We start from the raw sequence: 25,933 nt of genomic DNA, 5'->3' as shown, positions 1-25,933 counted from the left end.
TGAAACAATTTCAGTTTTGTGTTATGGATCAAATAGTCTTAAAGGAAGTAGAAGAAGCGACTCAATGTTATCATTGTGGGGAAAATTGCAAAGATGAAATCATCCATTTTGAAGAAAAAGATTTTTGCTGCACGGGTTGTCAAAAAGTTTATCAACTATTAAATGAACATTCCTTAGAAGACTATTATGAGTGCGATATTAATCCAGGAATTTCTCCCAGCAATAAAAATTTCGATTATTTAAATAGCCCTTCTTTCAGAGATAAACTCATTTTATTTTCCAATGACGATTTATCCAAAGTGAATTTTATTTTACCAGCTATACATTGTAGATCTTGTTTGTATTTGTTGGAAAATCTACCCAAACTTCATGAGGGTGTCATTAAAACGCAATTGAATTTTGGCAAAAAGGACCTTACGGTTTGGTTTAAAGAAGATGAATTAAGCTTAGGAAGTTTGGCCAACTTACTTGCTAAGATTGGTTATGAACCATTGATCTCCAATCAAGAAGAAGGAAACTCAAGGAAGAAACGAAATTCGCAAGAAACACTTTTTTTAATTAAGCTTGGGGTCGCGGGTTTTTGTGCTGGAAACAGTATGTTATTCAGTTTTCCTGAATATTTAGGCATAGAAGATGGTGCATTCAAGCAATTATTCGGATACCTAAATCTACTTTTAGGCACTGTCAGTCTATTTTTTGCGGGATCTGATTACTTCAGCAATGTGTGGGCACATATACGTCTTAGAAAAATGACGATTGAGTTACCCATTTTATTGGGATTAGTAGTCGGCTATTCTAGAAGTGTATATGAAGTTCTGAGTCAAACAGGTGCAGGTTATATCGATTCTGTTTCAGGATTATTGTTTTTTCTATTGATTGGTAAATGGTTTCAACAAAAATCCTTTGATTTCTTATCATTTGAGAGGAATTATAAATCGTATTTCCCGTTGGTTATTACCAAAATTGATAAACATGGAAAAGAGTTAAATGCTCCATTGGAAGAAATTCAAATTGGGAATCAATTAATTGTCCGAAATCAAGAAATCATTCCTGCTGATGCCATTTTAATCAAAGGGAAAAGCAAAATCGATTATAGTTTTGTTACCGGTGAAAGTGAATTGGTTGATATCGGATTGAATCAACCAATATATGCAGGCGGAAAGCACCATGGTGAATCGATAGAAATTTTAATCAAAAATGATTTAAAACATAGCCATTTAACTCAATTATGGGAGCAACAAGCTTTCAAAGATCCAATTTATAAATCGGAAAACTGGGAAAATTTCGCAAATAGAGTCGGTGTCTATTTTACCCTCATATTATTAAGTTTGGCGTCAGTGGTGGCGATTTATTGGTTACAGCATGATCCAACAAAATGGGCAAATGCAGTAGTTAGTATTTTGATCATCGCTTGTCCTTGTGCCTTGGCAATTTCTTATCCGTTTGCTTTGGGACATGGAATTCGTTGGTTATCAGGCTTTCATTTCTATTTCAAAGATATTCAGGCATTAGAGAGAATGGCACAAGTGGATACCTTGGTCTTTGATAAAACGGGGACATTAACCCTACAAGATGATCAATTGCCAAAATTAAACTTGAACCGAGAGGTGGAACAAGAGGATTGGAACGCCTTTTACACCTTAGCTCAACAGTCAACACATCCATTATCTCGCCAATTAGCCAAGTATTTAAATGAAGAAGGAGCGATCAAATTAAAAGGATTAAGTCAATTTCAAGAAATACAAGGAAAAGGATTAAGTGGTCAATTTGGACAAAAAACGTATAAAATTGGTTCTTTAAAATTCATTGGTAACGAAGTTGACGCGAAGAAAAAGGAAGATTTTTTTAGCTCAGAAACGCATTTATACCTGCAAATAGGAGAGGAAAAGCTAGGTTACATTGAATTTCCATGGAAAAACAGAAAAGGAATTGAAGGAATGATACATCAATTACAAAACACCTTTGATGTATATTTAATTTCAGGGGACAAATCGATGAATAGTAGTAGTTTAAAAGATTGGTTCCCTGATACCTCAAAAACGAAATTTGAATGTAGTCCTTTAGAAAAAATGGAATTCATCAAAGATTTGCAATCAAGGGGTAAAATTGTTGCGATGGTGGGGGATGGATTGAATGACGCAGGGGCTTTGCAACAAGCCAATTTGGGAATAGCCGTATCAGATGATCATTTACACTTTACTCCAGCGAGCGATGCAATTTTAAAAGGAAATCGATTATATCAATTACCTCAATTTATCTCATTCAGTCAATTTGGTATTAAGTTAATTAAAACAAGTTTTATATTATCTGTGATATACAACCTTATAGGCCTAAGTTTTGCTGTTCAAGGCAACTTATCTCCTTTGGTGGCAGCTATATTAATGCCTGTGAATTCGATTAGTATGCTATTGATTGCAACCATTGGAATCAATTGGAAAGGAAAGCAATTAAAAAGCCGATTAAAAGATTATTAAACCTTTCAAAACGTGATGAAAGTCATAATTTTTTATCATTTTTTTTGTGACATTTACCGAATAAATAAGGGATATATATCTTTTTTATCTCAAATAATAAGTTCTATGGAAATTATCTTCATCATGATTGGTCTCAGCTTACTAATGGCCGTTGGATTTTTATTAGCCTTTGTTTGGTCCATTAAAACAGGTCAACAAGAGGATTTAGTCACACCGAGCTTGCGAATCATTACTGAAGAAATTGACTTACAAAAAAATAAAATCAAATAATACGCTTATGAATTCACAAACGACTACACTTGAGCAGTTTTCCTATGACAACAAGACTGTTCGGAATTTCGCAATAGCCACCATCATATGGGGAATTGTAGGAATGTTGGTTGGGGTTATCATTGCCTCTCAGCTTTTTGAACCAGCATTTAATATTACGCAATATGGATCATTTGGAAGAATTCGTCCTTTGCATACCAATGCTGTTATTTTTGCTTTTGTGGGTAATGCCATTTTCGCAGGGGTATATTATTCATTGCAGCGATTATTGAAGGCTAGAATGTTTAGTGATTTTCTTTCCAATTTCCACTTTTGGGGTTGGCAGTTAATCATCGTAGCAGCTGCCATAACGCTACCTCTAGGTATTACTACTTCCCATGAATATGCGGAGTTAGAATGGCCTATCGATATAGCCATTACCTTGGTGTGGGTTGCTTTTGGTATTAATATGTTTGGAACTATTATCAAACGTAGAGAAAGACATTTATATGTAGCAATTTGGTTTTATATAGCTACGTTTGTTACAGTTGCTGTTTTGCACTTAACCAATTCAGTACAATTACCTATCTCATTTTTCAAGAGTTACTATGTATATGCAGGGGTTCAGGATGCCCTGGTTCAATGGTGGTATGGTCATAACGCGGTGGCATTTTTCTTAACTACTCCATTTTTAGGTTTGATGTATTATTTCTTACCCAAAATGGCTAATCGCCCAGTTTACTCATATCGCTTGTCAATTTTACACTTTTGGGCTTTAATTTTCATTTACATTTGGGCAGGTCCGCACCATTTATTATATAGTAGTTTACCTGATTGGGCGCAATCATTGGGAGTTGTATTTTCTATTATGTTGATTGCTCCATCTTGGGGTGGTATGATCAATGGTTTATTGACATTACGTGGAGCTTGGGATCAAGTTCGTGAGAATACTATTTTGAAATTCATGGTAGTAGGTATTACTTGTTATGGTATGGCTACTTTTGAAGGTCCTATGTTGAGTTTAAAGAACATCAATGCGATTGCTCACTTTACAGATTGGATCGTAGCACACGTTCACGTTGGCGCATTAGGATGGAATGGATTCTTGACTTTTGCTATGTTGTATTGGTTGATCCCAAGAATTTTCCAAACAACCTTATATTCAGAAAAAATGGTTAAAACCCACTTCTGGATTGGAACGATAGGTATTGCATTTTATGCCATTCCTATGTATATCTCTGGTTTCACACAAGGAATGATGTGGAAGCAATTTACTCCAGAAGGAACTTTACAATATGGTAATTTCTTAGATACTACTTTGCAAATTATCCCAATGCATCAAATGCGTGCAATTGGTGGAACACTCTATTTGGTTGGAGCAATTATCATGGCTTACAACTTGTTCAAAACAATGGCTCAAGGTTCATTACTTGCAGATGAAGCTGCTGAAGCTGCGCCATTGGCTATTTTAGAAGAGAAAGAAATCAAAGGTGCACATTGGCATAGTTGGATTGAGAGAAGACCTATTCAATTATTGGTAGCCTCTTTAATCATGATTCTAATTGGTTCTTTGGTTGAATTGGTTCCGACTTTCATGGTCAAATCAAATGTACCAACCATTGCTGCTGTACAACCTTATACATCTTTGGAATTAGAAGGCAGAGATATTTACATTCGAGAAGGTTGTGTTGGATGTCACTCGCAATTGGTTAGACCATTCCGAAGTGAAACGGAACGTTATGGGGAATTTTCAAAATCAGGCGAGTTTGTTTATGATCATCCATTTTTGTGGGGTTCAAAAAGAACTGGACCCGATTTACATAGAGAAGGTGGTAAATATCCAGACTCTTGGCATTACATTCACATGAGAGAACCACAAGCTATGTCGCCAGGATCGATCATGCCAAGTTATGGTTGGTTATTTGAACAAACGTTGAATACATCGCAAACGAAAGATAAATTGGCCGCGATGAAGAAATTGGGTGTACCGTATAGTCAACAGCAAATCAACAATGCAGTCATTGATTTAACCGTACAAGCTAAAGAAATTCAAGCTCGTTTAGCGAATGAAAAAATCAAAGTTTCCGAGGACAAGGAAATTATCGCTTTGATTGCTTATTTACAAAGATTAGGAACAGACATTTCAAAAAAATAAATATATGTTTAAGCAATTTATTTCAATCATTCCTGGTGCAGACGCCTTTATGATCTTCTCGTTGATGGTATTTATGGTATTTTTTGTACTCGTAGGAATTTATCTATTTTGGATGGATAAAAAGCACCTTAAAAAAATGGAAAATTTACCATTTGAATAGGTATTAAATATTTTTGAAAATTATAAATCGTTATAAAAATGGCCAATACAACAGAAATTTGGTTAATGAGTTTAATCATTCTAACAAGTATGGTAATCTTGTTTGTTACTATACAATTGTCAGCTGCTTTGAAAAGACTTTCGCAAGGAGATAGCCAAGCAGAAACAAAAGAAAATAGAAGTTGGTGGGAAAACTTCACTGGTTTACGTCCAATAGAGGAAGAAAAAGACCTTGCGATGGAACATCAATACGATGGCATTGTGGAACTAGACAACCCTACGCCACCATGGTTTATGTATTTATTTTATTTGACCATTCTATTTGGAATCATTTATGGAATTAATTACCATGTTTTACAAGATGGTAACCTACAAGATGCTGAATACAAGGAAGAAGTAGCCATAGCCGAGAAAGCAAGAGAAGCTTACATGAAAAAATTTGCTAATTCTGTTAATGAAGATAATGTTACCGCTTTGACAGCTGCAAAAGATATTACTGAAGGTTCTGAAATTTATAAAACCAATTGTGTAGCTTGTCATGGCGATAAGGGTCAAGGAGGAGTAGGACCTAATTTAACAGACAACTTTTGGTTGCATGGAGGAAATGTAAAAGCTTTGTTTCACACAATTACAAATGGCGTTCCTGAAAAAGGAATGATTGCTTGGAATAAAACCTTGAATCCGATACAAATTCAAAAAGTTTCATCGTTTATTTTGTCAATCAAAGGAACTAATCCTGCAGGCGCAAAAGAACCTCAAGGAACAGAAGAAAAATAAAACAATAATTTATACACTTACAACTTTATAACTATGCAAAAGAACATTGGTAAACGCGATCGATTATTTAGATTTTCCGTCGCCATTATTTTAGGGATTTTAGCTTATTCTAAAATCATTCCTGCTGATTTAGCCATACCTGTCTACATCGTAGCCGCGGTTATTGCATTGACGGGATTAACCCGAGTTTGCTTATTGTATAAGCCCTTTGGTATTTCAACTTGTCGAGAAAAATAATTTAATTTTAAATTTAGGTCCGGCAACGGACCTTATTTTTTATGTCGAATATCAATTTAGATAATGATGATTACAGAAATCATCTTTATAATCAATCAAAGGATGGAAAGCGTTTATGGATTTACCCGGGTAGAATCATAGGCAAACTTTACAAGCTGAGAAGTGCTTTTGCCTATTTTTTATTAATCGCATTGTTTGGCTTGCCTTGGATTGAAAGAAAAGGCGAACCTTTTTTTCTATTCAACATCATTGAACGCAAGTTCATCTTTTGGGGAGTTCCATTTTTCCCGCAAGATTTTCATTTAGTGGCGATTGGGTTAGTGACATTTTTAATATTCATTAGCTTGTTTACCGTCATTTTTGGCCGTATTTGGTGTGGATGGGCTTGTCCTCAAACGATTTTTATGGAAATGTTCTTTCGAAAAATCGAATATTTAATTGAAGGAGATGACAAAGCACAAAGAAGATTGGATGAAAGTCCTTGGAATCAGGAAAAAATCTTAAAAAAAGGAGCGAAACACCTGATTTTTTTAATCATGTCATTTGCGATCTCCAATACCTTCTTGATGTATATTGTGGGCAAAAAAGAATGGTTAAAATTAATTAATGAGCCTCCAACAGAGCATTTAACAGGTTTTATATCCATTTGGATATTTACAGCCGTTTTCTATTTCGTTTTTGCCCGATTCAGAGAAATGGTTTGTATTGTTGTTTGTCCTTACGGAAGATTACAAGGAGTATTGTTGGATAATAATTCTATATTGGTGCAATATGATCATAAAAGGGGAGAACCACGCGGAAAGATAAGTAAGACAGATACTACTGAAAAAGGAGATTGTATTGATTGCCATTGGTGTGTTCGAGTTTGTCCAACAGGAATTGATATCAGAAATGGAAGCAACCAATTAGAGTGCATCGGTTGTACGGCCTGTATAGATGCCTGTGATGAGGTAATGGAAAAGGTAAAAAAACCTAAAAATCTTATTCGTTACGATTCCTTAAATGGCATCAATTCAGGCACTAAATTAAAATTCAGTAAAAGAATTATGGCTTATTCAGCACTATTGGTCATTTTATTGAGTGTATTTGGATATTTGCTTCTGAGCAGAAAACCTTGGGAAAGCACCTTGTTAAGAACACCGGGAATGACTTTCCAAGTTGATGAGAAAAAACACGAAGTAAGTAATTTGTATCAATTAGAAATTTTGAATAAATCGTTGGAGAATCAAAATTTTAAAATTGAAGTGGAGAAGCCGTTTTATATCGTTTGGGTAGGAAAACCTATTTCTAACTTGGAAAAAAGTAAAATGAGTAAATCTGAATTCTTTATCAAAATCAAAAGTGGTCTAAAAAAGGATCACGAAAAAATTAAATTGCTGATTACCAATTCGAACGGTGAAACTGAAATTTTAAAAACTAGCTTTATACAACCAGATGAATAATAAAAATAAAGGCTTCACTTGGGGCCATGGAATCATTGTTACTTTCTTGTTATTTGGACTGTTTATGGCATATTTCTATATCAATATGTCGAATCAAGAGATTGATTTAGTAGGAGATCATTATTATGAAGATGGCCAGAAATTTCAAGAAAAGATTGACACTCGTAAAAAAACACAATTACTCAAAGATAGAGCTGAAATAACATTTGACTCCAATTATCAATTGGCACAAATTAAAATTCCTAAGGGAACCAGCCAAATGAAAGTAGATTTTTACAAACCCTCTACACAAAAAGAGGATATGCATTTCATTTCAAAAGTGCCTAAAGATTCGATTTGGATTCTTGAAACTCGATTTTTGAATAAAGGACCTTGGAAAGTAACTTTGACATGGTTGAACCAAGGAGAAAATTATATCTCTGAGTCGCGCTTCCATATTCCTTAATATGCAAACTTGGTATTATACCTTCTTGATTGGTTTGGCTGGCAGTTGGCATTGTATTGCCATGTGCGGACCATTGATGTCGCATATTAAAGTACAATCATTGACAAATCCACAAACCAGACCGAGAAGTATTTTATATCAATTGGGCAGAATATTTATGTATGGTTTATTGGGCTTACTTGTTGCAAAATTAGGTTCCGTTTGGATTTTCCCATCTAGTTGGTATTATTTCTACCTATTTTCTGGCATTGTTTTATTGTTACTCACTTTAGGTAAAATCGGCGATTCATTTTTAAGTGTTTTGTATCGATTTTTGGGAAGACCAATTCAAAAAATTGGCTCTAAAATTGGTATCTCAGGGTATTTTTTATTGGGCATGAGCAATGGGCTGATGCCTTGTGGATTGGTATTGGGCGGATTAAGTGTTGCATTGATTCAACCGAATGCTTGGTATGGTTTTCTGAGTATGATAACTTTTGGAATTGCCACTATTCCTGCGCTTCAAGCAAGTTTTTGGGGGATCAAATGGTTAGGTAATAAAAACAAAAAAAGTACTTCCTACATCAAATACCTAGGAACAATTGTGGCCCTTATTTTACTTTTCAGAGCTGTTTTTGGCATTGTGGCTAGTCAATCTGACTATCTTAAAAATTCTAAATTAACCCCGATAGTTTGTCATCCGTTTTAGGAGGAGAGAAAAGAGAAGAGAGAAGAGAGAAGAGAGAAGAGAGAAAACGGGAAAAGAGAAAAATCCGTGCCCTTTATGTTAATACAAATTCACAAAGTTTTTAAACATTAAGCCATTAAGAATCAATAAGACTGTTTTCCTAAAATTTTTCTCTCTTCTCTTTTCTATCTTCTCTTTTCTATCTTCTCTTTCCCAGTTTTCTCTTTTCTCTCTTCTCTTTTCTCTCTTCCTCAGTATTTCAAATCCCTCAAAGCATTAACATTCAACAAAGTCATTTCAGCACCTTTGATTTCAATTAATCCCTCTTTTTTAAAGTCGCTCAAGGTTCGAATGACTGATTCGGTTGCAGTGCCAACTCGGGAGGCTAAATCTTCTCTGGATAAGCGAATGCTAATTTTAGTTTGGTTCTCATTTCCATACGTTAGAGCCAAGTCATAAAGGGCTAAAGCAACTCGTTTTCGAAGAGATTGGTAGGCCATTGAAAATAATAATTGCTCGTTCTTTATTAAGTAGGAGGTTAAGGCCTTTCTAAAATGTATTTCTAAATGAATATTCTTTTTTAATAATTGATTAAAATCGGATGCCGAAAAGCTCAAAACTTTGCAATCTTCTAATGCTTCTGCACTCTCTCTGTAATTCTGATTTTCTAAAATATCCACAAAACCAAAAAAATCACCTTCATTGATAAATGAAGTTATAAAATATTTACCTTCTTGATTGGTATGAAAGGTTTTCACTTTCCCCTGTTGTAAATAATACAGCCGAATAGGAGAGTCGCCTTCGGAATAAATGGTATTCTTTTTATTGAAAACTTGTACTTTTTTTTCTCCTTCAAAGTTTTCGAAATCCAAAAAGCTAATGGCTTCTTTGGCTAATTCATAATCAGAGTTTTTCTCTTCGAGTTTAAAATCAATTCTTCCTATATCTTTCTTTTTCAAGCGAGATTCAATGGCTCTTAACAATTCGACTTCCTGAAAGGGTTTGGTCAGATAATCGTCAGCACCCATTTCCATTCCTTTTCGCATATCACTCCGATCTGTTTTAGCAGTAAGGAAAATAAAAGGTATTCTAGCTAAATTAGGCTGAGAAGAAAATACTTGCAATACCCCAAATCCATCTAAATGAGGCATCATTATATCACATATAACTAAATCAGGAAGAATTGCTTTCGCTTTTCTGACCCCTTCAATTCCATCTGAAGCTACTTCGATTTCATATCCCGAAAGTTCCAATAATTCAGCCGTATTTTCACGGATATCTACACTATCTTCGATGATTAATATTTTCTTCGCCATATGTTTATAATTCAGGAAGTTGAATGATTAATTCTGTTCCTTTGTTCAGTTCGGAAATAATTTCTAAACTTCCTCCGAGTAATTTTATGTATCGATCTATCAAATGTAATCCGAGTCCAGTACCTGGAATCACAGTTGCATTACTACCTCTAAAAAAACGCTCAAAAAGATGTTTTTGATCTTCTTGACTAATTCCCATTCCTTGATCTTTAATCTTAATAATGAGACTCTTTTCAGAAGAAAACACGTCTATAAAAACATTTTTCTCTGAAAACTTCAAAGCATTGGATAAGCCATTAATCAATATTTTTCTTAAAATGGACAAGTCGGTATTCCATGAAACTCCTACTTGAATTTTCGATTGAATCTTCTGATTTGCCTTCTCATAAGGTTTTAGATCTAGGAGGAAATCAGTCAAAAATTCATTTAAATTGATGGGGGAAGGATGTAATTCTATGGTTCCTGATTCTAATTTTCCAACGGATAAGAATTCCTCAAGTATTTCTGTTAAATGACTTACAGAAGCTTTAATACGTTGAATATGTACATCTCTTTTAGCCTGCTCTTCTGTTAATTGATATTTTTCAATCAAAGAAGCTGAACTTAAAATGGATGTTAAAGGTGTTCTAAATTCGTGAGATGCCATTGAGACAAATCGGGTTTTTAGATCGCCCAGTTCTTTTTCTTTTTGAAGGGAGATTTCTAACTCTTTGGTATTTGCTTCTAATTGATCCAAGGTATTTTGTAAGGCTTGGGTTCTAGCCTCCACTTCTTCTTCCAAAGATTCATTTAATTGGTTAATTTCTTGATTTTTTAAAATCAATTCCATTTCCACCTTCCTTTTTAAAGTTACATCACTGACAAAGGCGATATGAAATAGCTGATCATTTTCTTTGAAATGGCTCAAGCTAATTTCAACTGGAAATAAGGTTTCATTTTTTCTTTTGGCCTTCAAATCCAAACCAACACCCATTGGCCTTGCTTGCGGGGCTTTGATGTAATTGGCTTGATGATGCGCATGGCGATCTTTTAAATGGTTGGGAATTAACACCGAGATATTTTGCCCAATAAGCTCCTGAGCATCATAACCAAATAAATTATCAGCAAAACGATTAGATAGGATAATACGGCTTTGGGAATCAGTAACGATAATCCCGATAGCTGCTTCATTAAAAATGGCGCCGAACTGAAAATTGGAAGATAAACTTGTTTCCAAAAGATTTAATTAAAACCAAATTTAAGAAAAAGAAATAGAAATTTTTTAAAAATGAGGTGGCTTATTCACCATCAAGGATGATATGCTCGCATTTGATGTTTAATCACATCCTCTCGATAAAAATGCACATCCTTGAATGTTCCATTGGCATACATATTTGCTTGATCAAAAAAATGGGGTGAAGTTTTATCTCCGCTTTGGCCTCCTGCCAAAAGCGATTTGGCCTTTATTTTTGATCCAAATTCCACTGCACAAACAAAACTATTTCCATTTACTCCATACCATTTTTTGGTATTTGCCATGGGCCTGCTTGTATAGGAAGGTAACATCCCAAAAGAGGAAGATGCAAAAGGTACTGCAATACTAGCTTGTTGGTCATCAAAATTAGAAATGATTGAATTGTCTATTCGTTGAAACCGATTAAGCTCGCCCCAAGAGATTTGCCAAGTGCCAAAATCTTCCTTTAGTCCTAGTACAGCTTTTGAAAATGCTTCTAATAGTTCCTCGTCTTTTACATTCTTCAAATAGGTTTTTACATCATTTACTTGATCTATTTCTCCACCAAACATCTTTATTTTTGGAATTTTTGACTGGATTAATTTTGCCCAAGAAATGGCTAGTGTTTGAGCAATGGAGTTTTTATCTACATAATAATTCCAATTTCTTAAGGTATCCATTTGATTTTTAAAAGAAGAATATTGATTTTGATTACGATCAAACGCTTGAATCAATGCAGGTATGAAATATTCAAAAGCTGTTAATTTTCGATCATAACCCAATTCAATTAAATCATCCAAATTTAATTTATCTCGACTATCTAACAACCTAGCTGCATTTAAATCACGAAAATTTTCACCATCTGGAGCCATGTAAACAGGAAAATTTGATTTTAAGGGACTCGATTTGCCTGCAACATTGAAAGGAGAGGAGTTACAATTTTGTATCCATCCACTTTTGGGATTATAGACATGTACAATTTCTTCCAATGGATGTAAACCCTTCCAATCGTTCTTTGACAGACTTCCATCTTGTTCAATTCCCCAATCTAAATTTGGATTTCGTTTTGGAACAAAGTTTCCATGCCAATAAGCGATATTCCCTTTATAATCAGCAAATACGGTATTATTTGAAGTGTTTGAACGTAATTGCATGTTACGTCGAAAATCTTCAAAACCTTTTGTTTTTGTGCGTAACCAACTTTGCATCAGACTTTTCATGGAACGATTGTAGGATTTAACAGCGATGTATTCGCCATTTCTTTTCGCCATAATTGGCCCATGCCCAGTGAATTTTGCGGTAATGTTCACCAAGTTTGTATCACCTTTGACTTTAAATTGATAATATTTCTTCACCAAAGGTTTCCATTGATTATCCAATAAATAATAAGATTCATCTCGAATTTTTTCACGATACATATCAGAAACATCTACTTGACTTGAAGTATGCATCCATCCATTGAATTGGTTAAATCCTTGATATATAAAAAATTGTCCCCAAGTAACTGCCCCATAAACATTTAAACCTTGCTCACTAACCATGTGAACCTCTGGCCTAAAATAAAAAGTAACATGCGGATTGATATAAAATAGGGCATTTCCGGTTTTTGATTTTAAAGGTGAAATAGCAAATCCATTGGAACCTGTTAAATATTCATCTTCTGTTTGTATTTGATTTTGACTCATTTTCACATCAGTCATACCAAATAATTGAAATGTTTCATTCGCTGTAATATCACCTGTTGAAATTGCACCAATACTTCCATCGGTCCATAAAAGGGGAAACCAGGGTTCAAAATGCTTGATTAAACGAGGTTGTATTGCTGGATGCTTGTACAAATAATAATTGATGCCATCCGCAAAAGCATTAAGTAGTTTTTTTAACCATAAAGGACTTTTTTGATAATCCTTCTTGGCATCTTCTTGATCAATGATTAATCGAGTATAGATATCATTTCCAATATCTTTTTTACCATTTATTTCGGCCAAACGCCCCAACTTTTCAATGTAATTTAATTCTACTCGGTAGAAATCATCTTCGCATTGTGCATAAAGCAATCCAAAAACCGCGTCTGCATCCGTTTTTCCATAAATATGAGGTACACCAAATTCATCTCGAATGATTTCAACTTTTTTCGACGACAAATTCCATTTATTTATCTCATTTTTGGATTGAGCAAGAATAGAAAAATTAACTAGCAAGCTTGTAAGTAAAACGAAATACTTCATTTGCTTTTGATTTGAAGATTTTAATACATTATATCCCACTAATTTAAATAAATTAAAACAATTAAAATCCTGCTAGCTCGGTATAAATAATATGAATTAGTCTTTATACCTTAGAGGTTATCTAAACTTATTTATGAAAAAAAATCAAATCGTTCAATTATTAAGCATTCTCTTTCTAATCATATTAAGTATTCCAAGTATTGCTCAATCGGTATCAAAAGGTAAAATAAAAGGGGAAATTATTGAGGCTAGTAGCAAAGCCCCTATACCTTTCTCTAGTATTCGTATACTTAATGGAACTAAATTAATTACTGGAGGTATAGCAGATGAAAAAGGTAAATTTTCCATTGATGTGACCTTTGGACAATTTGATGTGGTGATTGAAAGTATTGGATTTGAGCAATCGATTATCAAAAACGTTGAAATAAATAAAGAAAATAGCACAAAAAATCTAGGTGTCATTGAATCCAAAGCGAGTGCAAAAACCCTAGAAGAAGTTACCGTAAAGGGTCAAAAAGCCAGTATGGAATTAACTTTAGACAAAAGGATTTTCAATGTAGGAACTGATTTGGCCAATAAAGGGGCAACAGCATCTGAAATATTAGGGAATTTACCCTCGGTTCAAGTGGATGGAGAAGGTGCAATTAAATTAAGAGGAAGTGACAATGTAAGAATTTTAATTGATGGAAAACCATCTACTTTGGTTGGTATTAGCGGTGGTTCTGGACTACAGTCGCTACAAGGAAATTTAATTGATAAAGTTGAGATCATCACCAATCCTTCAGCGAGATATGAGGCAGAAGGTATGGCAGGCATTATTAACATCGTTTTAAAGAAAAATCAGAGTCAAGGCTTTAATGGTGCCATAGAAACAACTTTAGGAAATCCTGAAAATTACGGCGCAACGGCCATCATTAATTATCGAAAAAACAAGTTGAATTTTTTCTTGAATTACGGTTTGTTTTACCGAAGAACGCCTGGTCGAGGAAATATTTATCAAGAAGTAAAAAACGGCAATTCAACCAATTTTCTTCAACAAACATCTAAAAACAATGTCACTGGAATGGTGAATAATATTCGTGGAGGGGCGGATTATTTCTTTAATGAAAAAACAGTCTTAACAGGGTCTTATATTTTTAGAAGAACGGATGTGCGAAGAATTTCTGATTTCAATTATTTAGATTATCGAAGTAGTTTAACAAATTTATACAGCAATACTGACCGACAACAAGATGAAAAAGAAGCGGAGCCGAATGCAGAATATGCCTTAACCTTTAAAAAGAATTATGCCAAAAAAGGGAAGGAGTTTACGGCAGATTTAAGATACCTGGATTATTGGGAACGTTCTGATCAAATTTTTACACAAGTAAGCAAAAAAGGAGACGGTTCAGCTTTTCCAGAAAATTCTAAAATCCAAAAAGCCTTAAATGATGAATATGAGCATCAATGGATTTTACAAGCAGATTATGTGAATCCAATTGGCAAAGATGCTAAAATTGAAACGGGTTTAAGAACCAGTTTTAGGGATATGACCAACGATTACATTGTAACTGAAAAACAAGCCAATGGAGAATTTACCGTTATGCCCAATTTGAAAAACATCTTTGTTTATACAGAGAATATTTCTGCTGCTTATGCCATTTTTGGTAACAAATTGAAGAAATTCTCCTATCAATTAGGTCTGAGAGCAGAGTTAACGGATATACAAACCGAACTTTTAGATACCAAAGTCAAAAACCCTAGAAATTATTCGAATTTGTTCCCAAGTGCTCATTTGACTTATACAGTTTCAGCAGATAATTCCTTTCAAATTTCCTATTCAAGGAGAGTAAGAAGACCAACCTATAATGATTTGAGTCCTTTTGTTACTTTATCTGACCAACGAAATTTCTTTTCAGGAAATCCTAATTTGAATCCAGAATTCACCAATTCATTTGATTTAGGACATTTATATTATTTCGATAAAGGAAGTATTTCTTCTTCCTTATATTATCGTCAAACGATGGGGAAAATTGAACGATTTAGAACAGTTGACTCATTGGGTTTCTCAAGAACTTTACCACAAAATTTAGCTGATCAACAATCTTATGGTTTAGAAGTGGCTGGATCATTTAATTTTTCAAAAGTATATCGGGCAGATTTAAGTGTCAATGCATTCAGAGCCATAACAGATGCAAGTAATATTTATGCCACCTATCAAAGCGATACTTATTCTTGGTTTGCTAGACACGCTTCAAGAATCAAAATAGGTGGAACAGTAGATGTACAAATTCGTGCTAATTATGAAGCTCCGCAAAAAACGCCACAAGGATCAAGAGGTTATATGGCATGGATGGATTTCTCGGCAGGGCAGGACATCATGAAAGGCAAAGGAACCTTAACTTTAAATATTTTAGATGTATTTAGTTCAAGAATTATGCGAATGGAAGCCAATGGGGTAGGTTTTTATACCCGTTCAGAAAGCCAAGGTCGTTTAACACAAGTAAATTTAACGTTTAATTATCGCTTTAATACCACCAAACAAGCTGCCAAACAAAGACGCAGTATGATGGATGAAGAATAAATTTTATTGAAATGAAAAAAAGAATTATTGTAGCCCTTTTCCTAGCGCAAGCATTTTCTTATTCGTGTATGAACCAACTCGAAAAAGAAACCTATCGAATCATTTTAGAAGATCCCGATAATATTACAGAAAAAGCAAAATTAGCAAGAGAAAAAACACCCATTAAAATTGCTCAAGGATTGGAAATCACCCGTTGGGCATCTGATTCATTAGCTCCAGATCCAGTAGCTATGGATATTGATGATCAAGGTGCTGTTTATTTGGCAAGAACCAATCGACAAAAAAATTCAGAATTTGATATTCGAGGACATAGAGATTGGATGACAGAATCCATTGGATTACAGAGTGTGGAAGAAAGAAGAGCATTTTTAAAAAAGACCTTTTCTCCCGAAAAAAGCGCTGAAAACGAATGGTTAAAAGATTTGAACGAAGATGGTTCGCATGATTGGAGAGATTTAGCGGTAGAAAAAGAAGAAATCTGGAAAGTTGAAGACAAGGATGGTGATGGCATTGCTGATCGTTCTTCTCGTATATTTAATGGATTCAATGAAGAAATCACTGATGTAACAGGTGGTTTATTGATTCGTAAAAAAGATGCCTTCATTTCTGTTGGCCCCGATTTATGGAGATTAGATAATACACATAAAAAAGGCATTTTAGAAAATCCTAGCTCCATTTCACATGGTTATGGTGTACATATTGGATTTGGCGGGCATGGAATGTCTGGGGTTATTGAAGGACCTGATGGCAAAATTTATTGGCAAATTGGTGACATTGGCGCTAATATAACGGCCAAAGATGGTAAGCAATATAAATTTCCTAATTCTGGAGTAATTGTTCGTTCTAATCCAGATGGAAGCGATTTTGAAGTGTATGCTTCTGGACTTAGAAATACCCATGAATTTGTTTTTGATCATTATGGCAATTTAATCAGTTCAGATAACGATGGTGATCATCCAGGAGAAAGTGAGCGTTTAGTTCACGTAGTAGAAGGTTCAGACGCAGGATGGAGATCCAACTGGCAATATGGAAAATATACAGATCCTAAAAACAATGCCTACAAAGTATGGATGGATGAAAAATTATTCGTTCCAAGATGGGAAGGTCAAGCAGCTTACATTATTCCACCCATCAGAAATTTTCATAATGGTCCTACTGGAATGGTGTTAAATCCTGGGACAGCTTTAGGAAAAAAATGGTTAAATAAATTTTTCTTGGTTGAATTTGTTGGTGATGCTAGCCGTTCACACATTTGGTCATTTGATTTAAAACCTAAAGGTGCAAGTTTTGATTTTAATTCAGAGGTAGATGTATTGAGTGGGATTTTACCTACAGGAATCCGATTTGGTCCAGAAGGCGCTTTGTATGCTGCTGACTGGGTGTTTGGATGGGATACTAAAAATTATGGCCGAGTTTGGAAAATAGATGTCAACGAAAGCAATAAAGATTTAACAGAAGAAAGAGCCAAAACAAAATCGTTAATCCAATCCGATTATGAAAAAATGGTGGATCAGCAATTATATGATTTGTTGTTTTACACAGATTCTCGAGTTCGTTTAAAGGCTCAATTCGAATTTGCTAGACGTGGAAATGTTTCAATTGCTTCTTTGCAAAAAGCTATTAATCAGAAAGACAATCAATTAGCCAGAATTCATGGAATTTGGGGATTAGGTCAATTAGCTAAATCGAATAATGATGCTGTATCTACGACATTAAATGCATTATTGACCGATTCCGATGATGAAATTAAAAGTCAAGCAGCCAAAATAATTGGAGACCAATTCATCAAAGGTGGAGAAAATCAATTGATTTCTCTATTAACTACTTCAAAACCAAGAGCAGCATTTTTTGCCGCACAAGCTTTAGGTAGAAATAAAGTTGAATCTGCCATTCCTGCTTTGATTAAATTAATCGAAAATAACAATGACCAAGATATTTATATTCGTCATGCTGCAGTCTTAGCTTTGGCTAGAATTGGAAAAGAAGAGCCCATTGTGGCATTAAGTACATCCAATAATAAAGCTTTAAAAACAGCTGCAGTATTAGTGTTGCGTAGATTAGCTAGTCCACGCATTGCCATCTTCTTAAAAGATTCAGACGAATACATTGCCACAGAAGCAGCTCGCGCAATTAATGATGATGAATCGATTGTAGACGCATTACCTGCCTTGGCAGAATGTTTATCAAATAGTCAATTCAAATCTGAAGCATTGATTAGAAGAGCCATTAACGCTTGTCTACGTGTTGGAACTCCAAAGGAAATAGATCTTTTAATTCAATTTGCCGAAAGAGCAGATATTACCGATTTAATTCGAGCTGAAGCTATCGCTACTTTAGGATCTTGGGCCAATCCATCATTGATGGATAGAGTAGATGGAAGATACAGAGGTAAATTGGTAAGAAATCCACAAGATGTTGTAGCTAGAATTCATTCCAAAATTCCAGCCTTTTTGAAAAGTAGCAATGCAGAAGTACTGATTGCAACTGCCAAATTGTTGGGTGAATTACAAATCAAAGATTACAAAAGTGAGCAAACTCAATTGTTTCTTAATCACCCATACATCAAAGTAAGAGTCGCTCAATTAAGTTCTTTGAATGCTTTGAATGACCCTAATTTACCATTGTTGGTACAAAAAGGAATGGATGATTCAGATAAAGCAGTTAGAACCTTAGCTTTAAGTTTATTAGATAAGGTACAATTGAAAAAATCTGAATTGCCATTAATTACGAATTCCATCATGGAAAAAGCTAGTTTACAAGAACAACAACAGCTTTTACAAACCTTAGGAAAAATGCCTGCAGAAAAAACTTCAGACATTTTGAACGATTTGATTCAAAAAATGATTCAATCCAAATTACCTGAAGGGGTTAAATTAGACTTGATAGAAGCTGTCGAAGCGAATAATTCGAAAGACTTGGTGGCAAAATTAGATGCTTTAAAAACCAAAGGAACCTTAACGGATGAGTTCAAAGAAGCATTATTCGGAGGAAGTTTACAGGCAGGAAACAATATTTTCTTTAGAAACCAAACAGCGCAATGTGTTAGATGTCACAATGTGGGAGGAGAAGGTGGTATTGTGGGACCAAGTCTAAAGGGAATTGCAAATAAATTAACCAGAGAGCAATTATTGCAAGCACTTATAGAGCCTAGCGCAAGAATTTCACCGGGTTATGGCAATGTCAGTTTAGTGTTAACAGATGGACAAGAAGTGACAGGAACCTTATTGTTGGAAAATGAACATGAAATTCAAGTGAAAACCAATGAAGCAGAACCTTTGAAAATCGCTATTTCTAGAATTAAATCAAGAGAGAATAGTCCATCAGGTATGCCACCTATGGGAAGTTTACTTTCAAAAAGAGAAATTAGAGATGTAGTTGAATACTTAAGTTCATTAAAATCCAAGTAAATTGATTAAACTTTGAAATGTAATTAATAGCTTTTATTTTATGAGTATTTGTGAATTTTTACAAAAATTAACAACGAAATACTTGAAAAATGAAGCTATTAATTCATTCAATTCAAAAAAAAGCTACATTTGTATCAAATTTTTAACCCATGAGACTAAATAAAATCCTCATTTTATTTATTTCTATTTTGTTCTTTTCGGTAGAAGCTCTATCGAATGGCACAAATTCTTATGGCTTAACCTTAGAAAAATTAAACAACAAACATTTACAGTTTAAGAAAACTGAAACGAAAGAAATCAATTTCTTTAATTTCATGTTTGAAGAAGACAAGGATTCATCTGAAAATGAAGATGATTCTGAATCAGGTTTTCATTATTTTATCTTAAACGATTCAAAATATTTCACCTTTAATGCCGATCATTTTATATCAAAATTCGGCCAACCACACTTTAAGGAAATTCTTTCCTTTTCGAGTACCCCCATTTTTATTTTACATCAGAATATCAGGCTGTAGGATTTTTATTTTTCAACAATAAAAATCTTTATTCAATTCGCCATATAACGAGGGTTAAATTACCTTATTAAATTTTATGCATTCAGGATTCAATGAACACCAAGTGATTCATGATTTGAAGCACTTTTTACCTGCACAGGCTCCATTAATGGACTTTGTGCATCATAATACTTTACATGCCTTTCAGAATTTACCATTTCATGAGGCATTGGAAAAAGCAAATACGCAATTGGGCTATCAGGTATATTTTCCTTTAACAACCTTTAGGGAAATGTATGCTGACGGAAGAATTTCGGTTCAACAATTAGATAGAATTATTGAATCGAGAGGAAATATTTCAAAGGAAAAGGTTTTAAAGAAAGATTTAGAACCTAATCTTTTACCAAGAATTGGAGCATTGAGAGGGCAATGGAAAAAACAATATAAAATAGATTTAGATGCATTAGTTCATCCTAATTTGTTTCGATTAATTTCTAGCTATCTCGATCAAGGCATCTCTATATGGTCATTTCCTGAGCATTCAAAAGGTTTTTTGAGTGATCTTAGGGCAATTGAATCTAATAGTTTTGTCAGTTTATTTAAAACAAAAAGAGCTAAAGATCTTTTCCTAAATGACAAATTTGGCATAACAAACTTGTTAAATGAATTAATTGGAGATGATCAAAGTTTCTATGAGCAATATTTATTTGACCAACAATTTGCTCACCAAGGCTGGTCAGGTATGGTTTCATCAGTGGAAGATTTACCACAATCTTTGTTAGATACTCGGAGAATAAGTTTAGAGGATTTAATCCATTTGGAATTAATCCTTGAAATAGATGCTTTGAATCATATTTTAGGAGAAAATAAATGGAGGCCCATCATTGAAAACTTTACGGAGGATATTCCAGATTTACATTCACCCATCGAAAAATCTGAATATTTAGAAGTGGTATCCATTTGGCAAGAAGCTTTTGAATGGACCTACTACGATCAGGTTTTGGCAGGAATTCAACAAGAAAATGTTTTAGCGAAAAAAATCACTAAAAAGAGTTTTCAAGCACTATTTTGTATTGATGACCGAATTTGCTCATTTAGAAGATATTTAGAGAATTTAGATCCCAATTGTGAAACATTTGGAACTCCTGGTTTTTTTAGCGTTGAATTCTTTTATCAGCCATTAGGAGGGAAGTTCTATACCAAACTTTGTCCAGCGCCAGTCACACCAAAATATTTAATCAAAGAAGTGGGTGAAGGAAAAAAGCTAGAAAGAGATTTAAATTTCTCCAAGCATCATCACAATTTTTACACAGGTTGGATCATGTCTCAAACTTTGGGATTTTGGTCTGCTATCAAGCTGATTTTCAATATTTTTAAACCAAGTATGACTCCTGCAACGGCGTCATCTTTGAAACATATTGATAAGTTTTCTTCCTTAAAAGTAGATTTTGATGCTTTAAGTGGATCTGAAAATGGATTACAGATTGGATTTAAAGTAGAAGAAATGGCTACGAGGGTTGAATCACTTTTAAGAAGCATTGGATTGGTCAAAGATTTTGCTGAGATCATCTATGTAGTTGGCCATGGCGCAAGTTCTGTCAATAATCCTCATTATGCCGCTTATGATTGTGGTGCTTGCTCAGGAAGAGCAGGTTCGGTGAATGGCAGGGTGATAAGTCAAATGGCCAATAAGCCTGAAGTAAGAGCTATTTTAAGACAAAATGGAATAGATATTCCAGATTCAACCGTGTTTGTTGGAGCCTTGCATGATACGACTAGAGATGAAATGGTCTTTTATGATGATCAATTCACCAGTGATGCTTATCATCAAATCCATCAAGGTCATGTGGAGAATTTCGAAAAAGCCTTGGATTTAAATGCCAAAGAAAGGTCGAGAAGGTTTGAATCTATCGATACGAAATTAAGCGCAAAAGAAATTCATGAAAAAATATTAATTCGTTCGGTATCCATCTTTGAACCCCGTCCTGAATTAAATCATGCAACGAACGCCTTGTGTTTAGTAGGTCGAAGGGAATTATCGAAAGGTTTGTTTTTGGATAGAAGGTCCTTTTTAAATTCGTTTGATTATCGGGTAGATCCTGAAGGAAATTACCTGTTTAATATTCTAAAAGCCGCGGCTCCAGTTTGCGGGGGAATTAATTTGGAATACTACTTTTCGAGAGTGGATGGCGAAAAATTGGGTGCAGGAAGCAAATTGCCACACAATGTAATGGGCTTATTTGGGGTTGCAAATGGAATTGATGGAGATTTAAGACCTGGATTACCATCCCAAATGACTGAAGTCCATGATCCCATTCGATTATTATTGATGGTAGAACATTTCCCTGAAGTAGTTTTGAAAACCATTCAGAAAGCGGCAGAAACCTATGAGTGGTTTATCAATGAATGGGTAGTTTTGATAGCCATACACCCAGAAACAAAAGAAATGTTTCACTTCAAAAATGGAGAATTTCATCCGTATCATCCAATAACCAAGAATTTACCAAAAATAGATTCATTGGAAAAATTATTGGAAAGCCATCAAGATAATTTTCCTGTTTATTTATTAAATCAAAATTAAACCATGCAAAATATCCTTCCAATTTTCATTTGGGTTCCTTTGGCTGGTTTTTTGATCAGCTTACTTCTCCCTAAAAATAACGAGAAAGTTATTTCGGGAACCGCTTTTGGTACCCTTGGCATACAATTAGGTATCGCAAGTGCTTTTGTTGCGTATTGGTTATTAAAAGGTGCTCCAACCATTCAATTAGCCGACATTATTTTGTATAAAAATGATGAATATGTTTTTCAGATCGACTTTTTGTTTGATCGAATTACGGCTGTTTATTTGATGATGGGCGCGATTTTAACCTTCCTCGTAACGGTTTATTCGAGGTATTATTTACATCGAGAATCTGGTTATAAACGATTTTATAACACAACCTTGTTCTTTTACTTGGGTTATTCGATAACAACCTTGTCTGGGAACCTAGAAACACTTTTTACAGGTTGGGAAATTTTAGGAATTTCTTCCTTTTTGTTGATTTCATTTTATCGTGAAAGGTATTTACCCGTTAAAAATGCTGTTAAAGTATTTTCTATTTACCGTATTGGTGATGTGGGAATCATTTTGGCTATGTGGGCAAGCCATCATTTATGGCATGAAAACATCACGTTTTGGGAATTAAATAATGCGGAATTGGTTCATGAGCATTTGCAATCGCATAGTGCAATTGGAGTATTTATTTCTTTAATGTTTCTGTTATCAGCAACGGCAAAATCAGCCCAATTACCATTTTCGTCCTGGCTTCCACGAGCAATGGAAGGCCCAACACCTTCCTCGGCTATCTTTTACGGGTCACTTTCAGTGCATATTGGTGTATTCTTATTGATGCGTACTTTTCCATTTTGGGAACATCAAACATCGGTTCGGATATTAATTGGTTTGCTCGGTTTGGTTACAGCAGTGATTACCACTGGTATAGCCCGAGTTCAATCATCTGTAAAAAGTCAAATAGCTTATGCTTCCATCGCGCAAATCGGATTAATATTTATTGAGATTTCATTGGGCTTTGAGAATTTAGCTTTGTTTCACTTCGCAGGAAATGCTTTTTTGAGAACATATCAATTATTGGTTTCTCCATCTGTCGTAAGTTATTTGATCAGAGAACAATTTTACAATTTTGAACCTAAAGCAAGCAGTGTAGAAAGTTCCTTTCCCAAAAAATTGCAGTATAGTTTATACATGCTTTGTTTGAAAGAATGGAATTTGGATTCAATGATGTACCAATATCTTTGGAATCCCATGAAGCAAGCAGGAGAGAAGTTGAATTTCTTGAATATCAAACGATTGATTTATTTCTTTTTGATCATTTTGATCGCTGGAATTTATCTCATTAATCATCAGGAAATAATTCCTTCGGAACTTTTGTCTAGCCTTCCGAGCATCATCGCAGGACTTGGGCTGATTATGGTACTTAAGTCTTTTACGCAAAGAAGAAGTATCCGTATGAGTTGGACCTTGGTGATTATGAACCATTTTTTCATTGCTTTGGCGATGTCATTCAATGAAAAATATGATTTTTCAGAAACCTTACTCTACTTAAGTGGAATTAGTATTGCTGGTATTATTGGCGCACTTTGCTTACAGCGACTATTCCAACAAGAAGGAAAAATTACCTTGAATCGTTTTCAAGGTCTTTCTGAAAATCACCCCAAAATTGCGTTGGTGTTTTTATTGGCTTGTTTAGGCTTGACGGGATTTCCAATTACTCCGGCATTTATAGGGGAAGATTTGATATTTTCTCACATTCATGAGGACCAATTTGTTTTAGCAAGCATTGTTTCCTTGTGTTTCATTTTAGACGGATTGTCAATCATTCGAATTTATGCCCGCGTATTCATGGGACCTAATTATCGAACACATTCCGATTTTTCAAACAGATATTTTTAACTTATATACTCTATATATTATGAAATTAAAAGCAAATTTGCCAAAAGACGGCATAGCAGGATTAAAAGAAAACTTTGCTAGTGATGCATCATCAGGATTCATCGTATTTTTATTGGCCTTACCATTGAGTTTAGGTATTGCCAAAGCATCTGATTTCCCACCCATTATGGGATTAATTACGGCAATCATAGGTGGTATTGTGGTTAGTTTATTCATGGGTTCAAGATTATCCATCAAAGGACCTGCGGCGGGATTAATTGTCATTGTTGCAGGAGCTGTCAATGAATTTGGTGGGGGAGAATTGGGTTGGCATTTAGCCTTAGGCGCTATGGTGGCTGCTGGAATTGTCCAAATCCTATTTGGTGTTTTTAAATTAGGAAAACTAATGGATTTCTTTCCATTATCTGCCGTACACGGGATGTTAGCTGCTATTGGCTTAATCATCATTGGAAAGCAAATACCTGTATTTTTAGATGTTAACCCAGCCTTGACGAAAGGCAAAGAGCCTTTGGAATTATTGGCATCCATCCCTGAATTTATTCGAGAAATGGATCCACGAGCTACTATCATTGGGGCAATAAGTTTGGCAATTATGATGTTATGGCCATTTATTAAGAATCCAATCATTAAAAAAGTGCCCGCTCCGTTGGTTGTTTTGTGCATTGCAATTCCTGCAGAGTTATACATGGATTTCCAACATACTGAACCCAAATATGCTTTGGTACATATTGGAAATTTATTGGATAATGTGAAATGGAATGTGGATTTTAATGGAATTCAACAAACAGGTATTTTTATCAAATTCGTAATCATGTTTGCGCTAGTTGGATCTTTAGAATCATTACTGACCGTAAAAGCAATGGACATGTTAGATCCATTTAGACGTAAATCGGATGCTAACAAAGATTTAATTGCCACTGGAATCGGTAATACTATTGCTGCAGTTTTAGGTGGTTTACCTATGATTTCAGAGGTGGCGCGTTCTTCCGCCAACATTGCCAATGGTGCAAAAACAAGATGGGCGAACTTTTTTCATGGCTTTTTCATTTTAATTTTTGTGCTATTAGCCTCTCATTTGATTGAGTTAATTCCTAATACAGCCTTAGCTGCCATGTTGATTACAGTAGGAATTAGGTTGACTCATCCGAAAGAATTTATTCATACCTTGGAAAAAGGTAAAGAGCAATTATTGATCTTTATCGTAACGATTATTTTCACTTTAGGTGTTGACTTATTAGTAGGAATTGGCGCTGGAATTTTAACTGAAATTTTGATCAATTTATTCAATGGAAAACCTTTGAAAGCAATATTCAATGCTCCTACAGAGGTTTCTTTCACAGATGATGAATACCTAATTGAAATTTCAGATGCAGCTGTTTTCACTAATTTTCTTGGCATTAAAAGAAAATTAGAAGCCATTCCTCCATCGTTTAAAGTGACTATCGATTTAAGTAAAACTCATTTAGTGGACCACTCTGTGATGGAAAATTTCGAACATTTTAAACACGATTATGAACATGAAGGTGGTACAGTCGAGATCATTGGATTAGATAATCATCGTGCAGTTTCTGATCATAAAGCTGCAGCACGTAAAAAGAACAAATAAATTTATTATTGGATGATAAAACGTCGATTCAAATGCGTTTTATCATCC

17 protein-coding genes are annotated in these 25,933 nt (G+C 34.6%); 14 read left to right on the top strand and 3 right to left on the bottom strand.

The annotated features are described in order from the left end of the window. Positions 1-23: 23 nt before the first annotated feature. From V7S79_RS01470 to V7S79_RS01435, 8 genes are all read left to right on the top strand, one after another. Positions 24-2,474 (top strand): heavy metal translocating P-type ATPase, encoded by a 2,451-nt coding sequence (locus V7S79_RS01470; RefSeq protein ID WP_459488745.1) that lies wholly within the window; start codon positions 24-26, stop codon positions 2,472-2,474. Positions 2,475-2,579: 105 nt separating this feature from the next. Continuing rightward, on the top strand, positions 2,580-2,744 hold the full coding sequence (gene ccoS, locus V7S79_RS01465) for a cbb3-type cytochrome oxidase assembly protein CcoS (RefSeq protein ID WP_459488743.1): 165 nt from the start codon (positions 2,580-2,582) through the stop codon (positions 2,742-2,744). A 7-nt stretch (positions 2,745-2,751) separates the two neighbouring features. After that, the gene (gene ccoN, locus V7S79_RS01460; protein WP_459488741.1) at positions 2,752-4,878 is read left to right on the top strand and encodes a cytochrome-c oxidase, cbb3-type subunit I; all 2,127 of its coding nucleotides are present in this window, start codon (positions 2,752-2,754) and stop codon (positions 4,876-4,878) included. Positions 4,879-5,076: 198 nt separating this feature from the next. Next, positions 5,077-5,814, top strand: coding sequence for a cbb3-type cytochrome c oxidase N-terminal domain-containing protein (locus V7S79_RS01455; RefSeq protein ID WP_459488739.1), 738 nt, complete (start codon positions 5,077-5,079; stop codon positions 5,812-5,814). Positions 5,815-5,847: 33 nt separating this feature from the next. Continuing rightward, positions 5,848-6,051, top strand: a complete 204-nt coding sequence (locus V7S79_RS01450) for a YgaP family membrane protein (RefSeq protein ID WP_459488737.1) — start codon at positions 5,848-5,850, stop codon at positions 6,049-6,051. Between the two features lie 41 nt (positions 6,052-6,092). Further along, positions 6,093-7,493 (top strand): cytochrome c oxidase accessory protein CcoG, encoded by a 1,401-nt coding sequence (gene ccoG / locus V7S79_RS01445; RefSeq protein WP_459488736.1) that lies wholly within the window; start codon positions 6,093-6,095, stop codon positions 7,491-7,493. Continuing rightward, the gene (locus V7S79_RS01440; RefSeq protein ID WP_459488734.1) at positions 7,486-7,938 is read left to right on the top strand and encodes a FixH family protein; all 453 of its coding nucleotides are present in this window, start codon (positions 7,486-7,488) and stop codon (positions 7,936-7,938) included. The genes ccoG and V7S79_RS01440 overlap by 8 nt, the downstream gene beginning before the upstream one ends. A 1-nt stretch (position 7,939) precedes the next feature. After that, a complete protein-coding gene (locus V7S79_RS01435; protein ID WP_459488733.1) occupies positions 7,940-8,626 on the top strand; it encodes a sulfite exporter TauE/SafE family protein in 687 nt (228 codons plus the stop codon). 230 nt (positions 8,627-8,856) lie between these two features. Here V7S79_RS01435 and V7S79_RS01430 read toward each other — a convergent pair whose 3' ends face one another. The 3 genes from V7S79_RS01430 to V7S79_RS01420 all read right to left on the bottom strand — a co-directional run bounded on the left by V7S79_RS01430 (position 8,857) and on the right by V7S79_RS01420 (position 13,362). After that, complete coding sequence (locus tag V7S79_RS01430) at positions 8,857-9,921, bottom strand: response regulator (RefSeq protein WP_459488731.1); 1,065 nt, start codon at positions 9,919-9,921, stop codon at positions 8,857-8,859. 4 nt (positions 9,922-9,925) lie between these two features. Next, positions 9,926-11,137 (bottom strand): PAS domain-containing sensor histidine kinase, encoded by a 1,212-nt coding sequence (locus V7S79_RS01425; RefSeq protein ID WP_459488729.1) that lies wholly within the window; start codon positions 11,135-11,137, stop codon positions 9,926-9,928. A gap of 71 nt (positions 11,138-11,208) precedes the next feature. After that, positions 11,209-13,362, bottom strand: a complete 2,154-nt coding sequence (locus tag V7S79_RS01420) for a penicillin acylase family protein (protein WP_459488727.1) — start codon at positions 13,360-13,362, stop codon at positions 11,209-11,211. Positions 13,363-13,495: 133 nt separating this feature from the next. Between V7S79_RS01420 and V7S79_RS01415 the strand changes: the two genes are divergently transcribed. The 6 genes from V7S79_RS01415 to V7S79_RS01390 all read left to right on the top strand — a co-directional run bounded on the left by V7S79_RS01415 (position 13,496) and on the right by V7S79_RS01390 (position 25,885). Further along, a complete protein-coding gene (locus V7S79_RS01415; RefSeq protein ID WP_459488726.1) occupies positions 13,496-15,925 on the top strand; it encodes a TonB-dependent receptor in 2,430 nt (809 codons plus the stop codon). Between the two features lie 11 nt (positions 15,926-15,936). After that, complete coding sequence (locus V7S79_RS01410) at positions 15,937-19,332, top strand: HEAT repeat domain-containing protein (RefSeq protein WP_459488724.1); 3,396 nt, start codon at positions 15,937-15,939, stop codon at positions 19,330-19,332. 149 nt (positions 19,333-19,481) lie between these two features. Continuing rightward, on the top strand, positions 19,482-19,847 hold the full coding sequence (locus tag V7S79_RS01405) for a hypothetical protein (RefSeq protein WP_459488722.1): 366 nt from the start codon (positions 19,482-19,484) through the stop codon (positions 19,845-19,847). Positions 19,848-19,923: 76 nt separating this feature from the next. Then, positions 19,924-22,407, top strand: coding sequence for a YbcC family protein (locus V7S79_RS01400; protein WP_459488720.1), 2,484 nt, complete (start codon positions 19,924-19,926; stop codon positions 22,405-22,407). A 3-nt stretch (positions 22,408-22,410) separates the two neighbouring features. Then, a complete protein-coding gene (locus V7S79_RS01395; protein ID WP_459488719.1) occupies positions 22,411-24,279 on the top strand; it encodes a proton-conducting transporter transmembrane domain-containing protein in 1,869 nt (622 codons plus the stop codon). Positions 24,280-24,298: 19 nt separating this feature from the next. Continuing rightward, positions 24,299-25,885 carry a SulP family inorganic anion transporter gene (locus tag V7S79_RS01390; RefSeq protein WP_459488717.1) on the top strand — a complete coding sequence of 529 codons (1,587 nt, stop codon included), beginning with the start codon at positions 24,299-24,301 and terminating at the stop codon, positions 25,883-25,885. Positions 25,886-25,933 lie beyond the last annotated feature (48 nt).

This window comes from Aquirufa sp. ROCK-SH2 (assembly GCF_054558315.1).
The sequence above is the reverse complement of the archived record's forward strand: the minus strand, read 5'-3'. Positions and strand labels throughout refer to the sequence as shown.

Coding starts and splice junctions, on each gene's coding strand:
- ccoG (WP_459488736.1), top strand. CDS start 6,093: ATGTCGAATATCAATTTAGATAATGATGATTACAGAAATCATCTTTAT.
- V7S79_RS01440 (WP_459488734.1), top strand. CDS start 7,486: ATGAATAATAAAAATAAAGGCTTCACTTGGGGCCATGGAATCATTGTT.
- V7S79_RS01420 (WP_459488727.1), bottom strand. CDS start 13,362: ATGAAGTATTTCGTTTTACTTACAAGCTTGCTAGTTAATTTTTCTATT.
- ccoS (WP_459488743.1), top strand. CDS start 2,580: ATGGAAATTATCTTCATCATGATTGGTCTCAGCTTACTAATGGCCGTT.
- V7S79_RS01430 (WP_459488731.1), bottom strand. CDS start 9,921: ATGGCGAAGAAAATATTAATCATCGAAGATAGTGTAGATATCCGTGAA.
- V7S79_RS01390 (WP_459488717.1), top strand. CDS start 24,299: ATGAAATTAAAAGCAAATTTGCCAAAAGACGGCATAGCAGGATTAAAA.
- V7S79_RS01405 (WP_459488722.1), top strand. CDS start 19,482: ATGAGACTAAATAAAATCCTCATTTTATTTATTTCTATTTTGTTCTTT.
- ccoN (WP_459488741.1), top strand. CDS start 2,752: ATGAATTCACAAACGACTACACTTGAGCAGTTTTCCTATGACAACAAG.
- V7S79_RS01410 (WP_459488724.1), top strand. CDS start 15,937: ATGAAAAAAAGAATTATTGTAGCCCTTTTCCTAGCGCAAGCATTTTCT.
- V7S79_RS01450 (WP_459488737.1), top strand. CDS start 5,848: ATGCAAAAGAACATTGGTAAACGCGATCGATTATTTAGATTTTCCGTC.
- V7S79_RS01470 (WP_459488745.1), top strand. CDS start 24: ATGGATCAAATAGTCTTAAAGGAAGTAGAAGAAGCGACTCAATGTTAT.
- V7S79_RS01395 (WP_459488719.1), top strand. CDS start 22,411: ATGCAAAATATCCTTCCAATTTTCATTTGGGTTCCTTTGGCTGGTTTT.
- V7S79_RS01415 (WP_459488726.1), top strand. CDS start 13,496: ATGAAAAAAAATCAAATCGTTCAATTATTAAGCATTCTCTTTCTAATC.
- V7S79_RS01455 (WP_459488739.1), top strand. CDS start 5,077: ATGGCCAATACAACAGAAATTTGGTTAATGAGTTTAATCATTCTAACA.
- V7S79_RS01435 (WP_459488733.1), top strand. CDS start 7,940: ATGCAAACTTGGTATTATACCTTCTTGATTGGTTTGGCTGGCAGTTGG.
- V7S79_RS01400 (WP_459488720.1), top strand. CDS start 19,924: ATGCATTCAGGATTCAATGAACACCAAGTGATTCATGATTTGAAGCAC.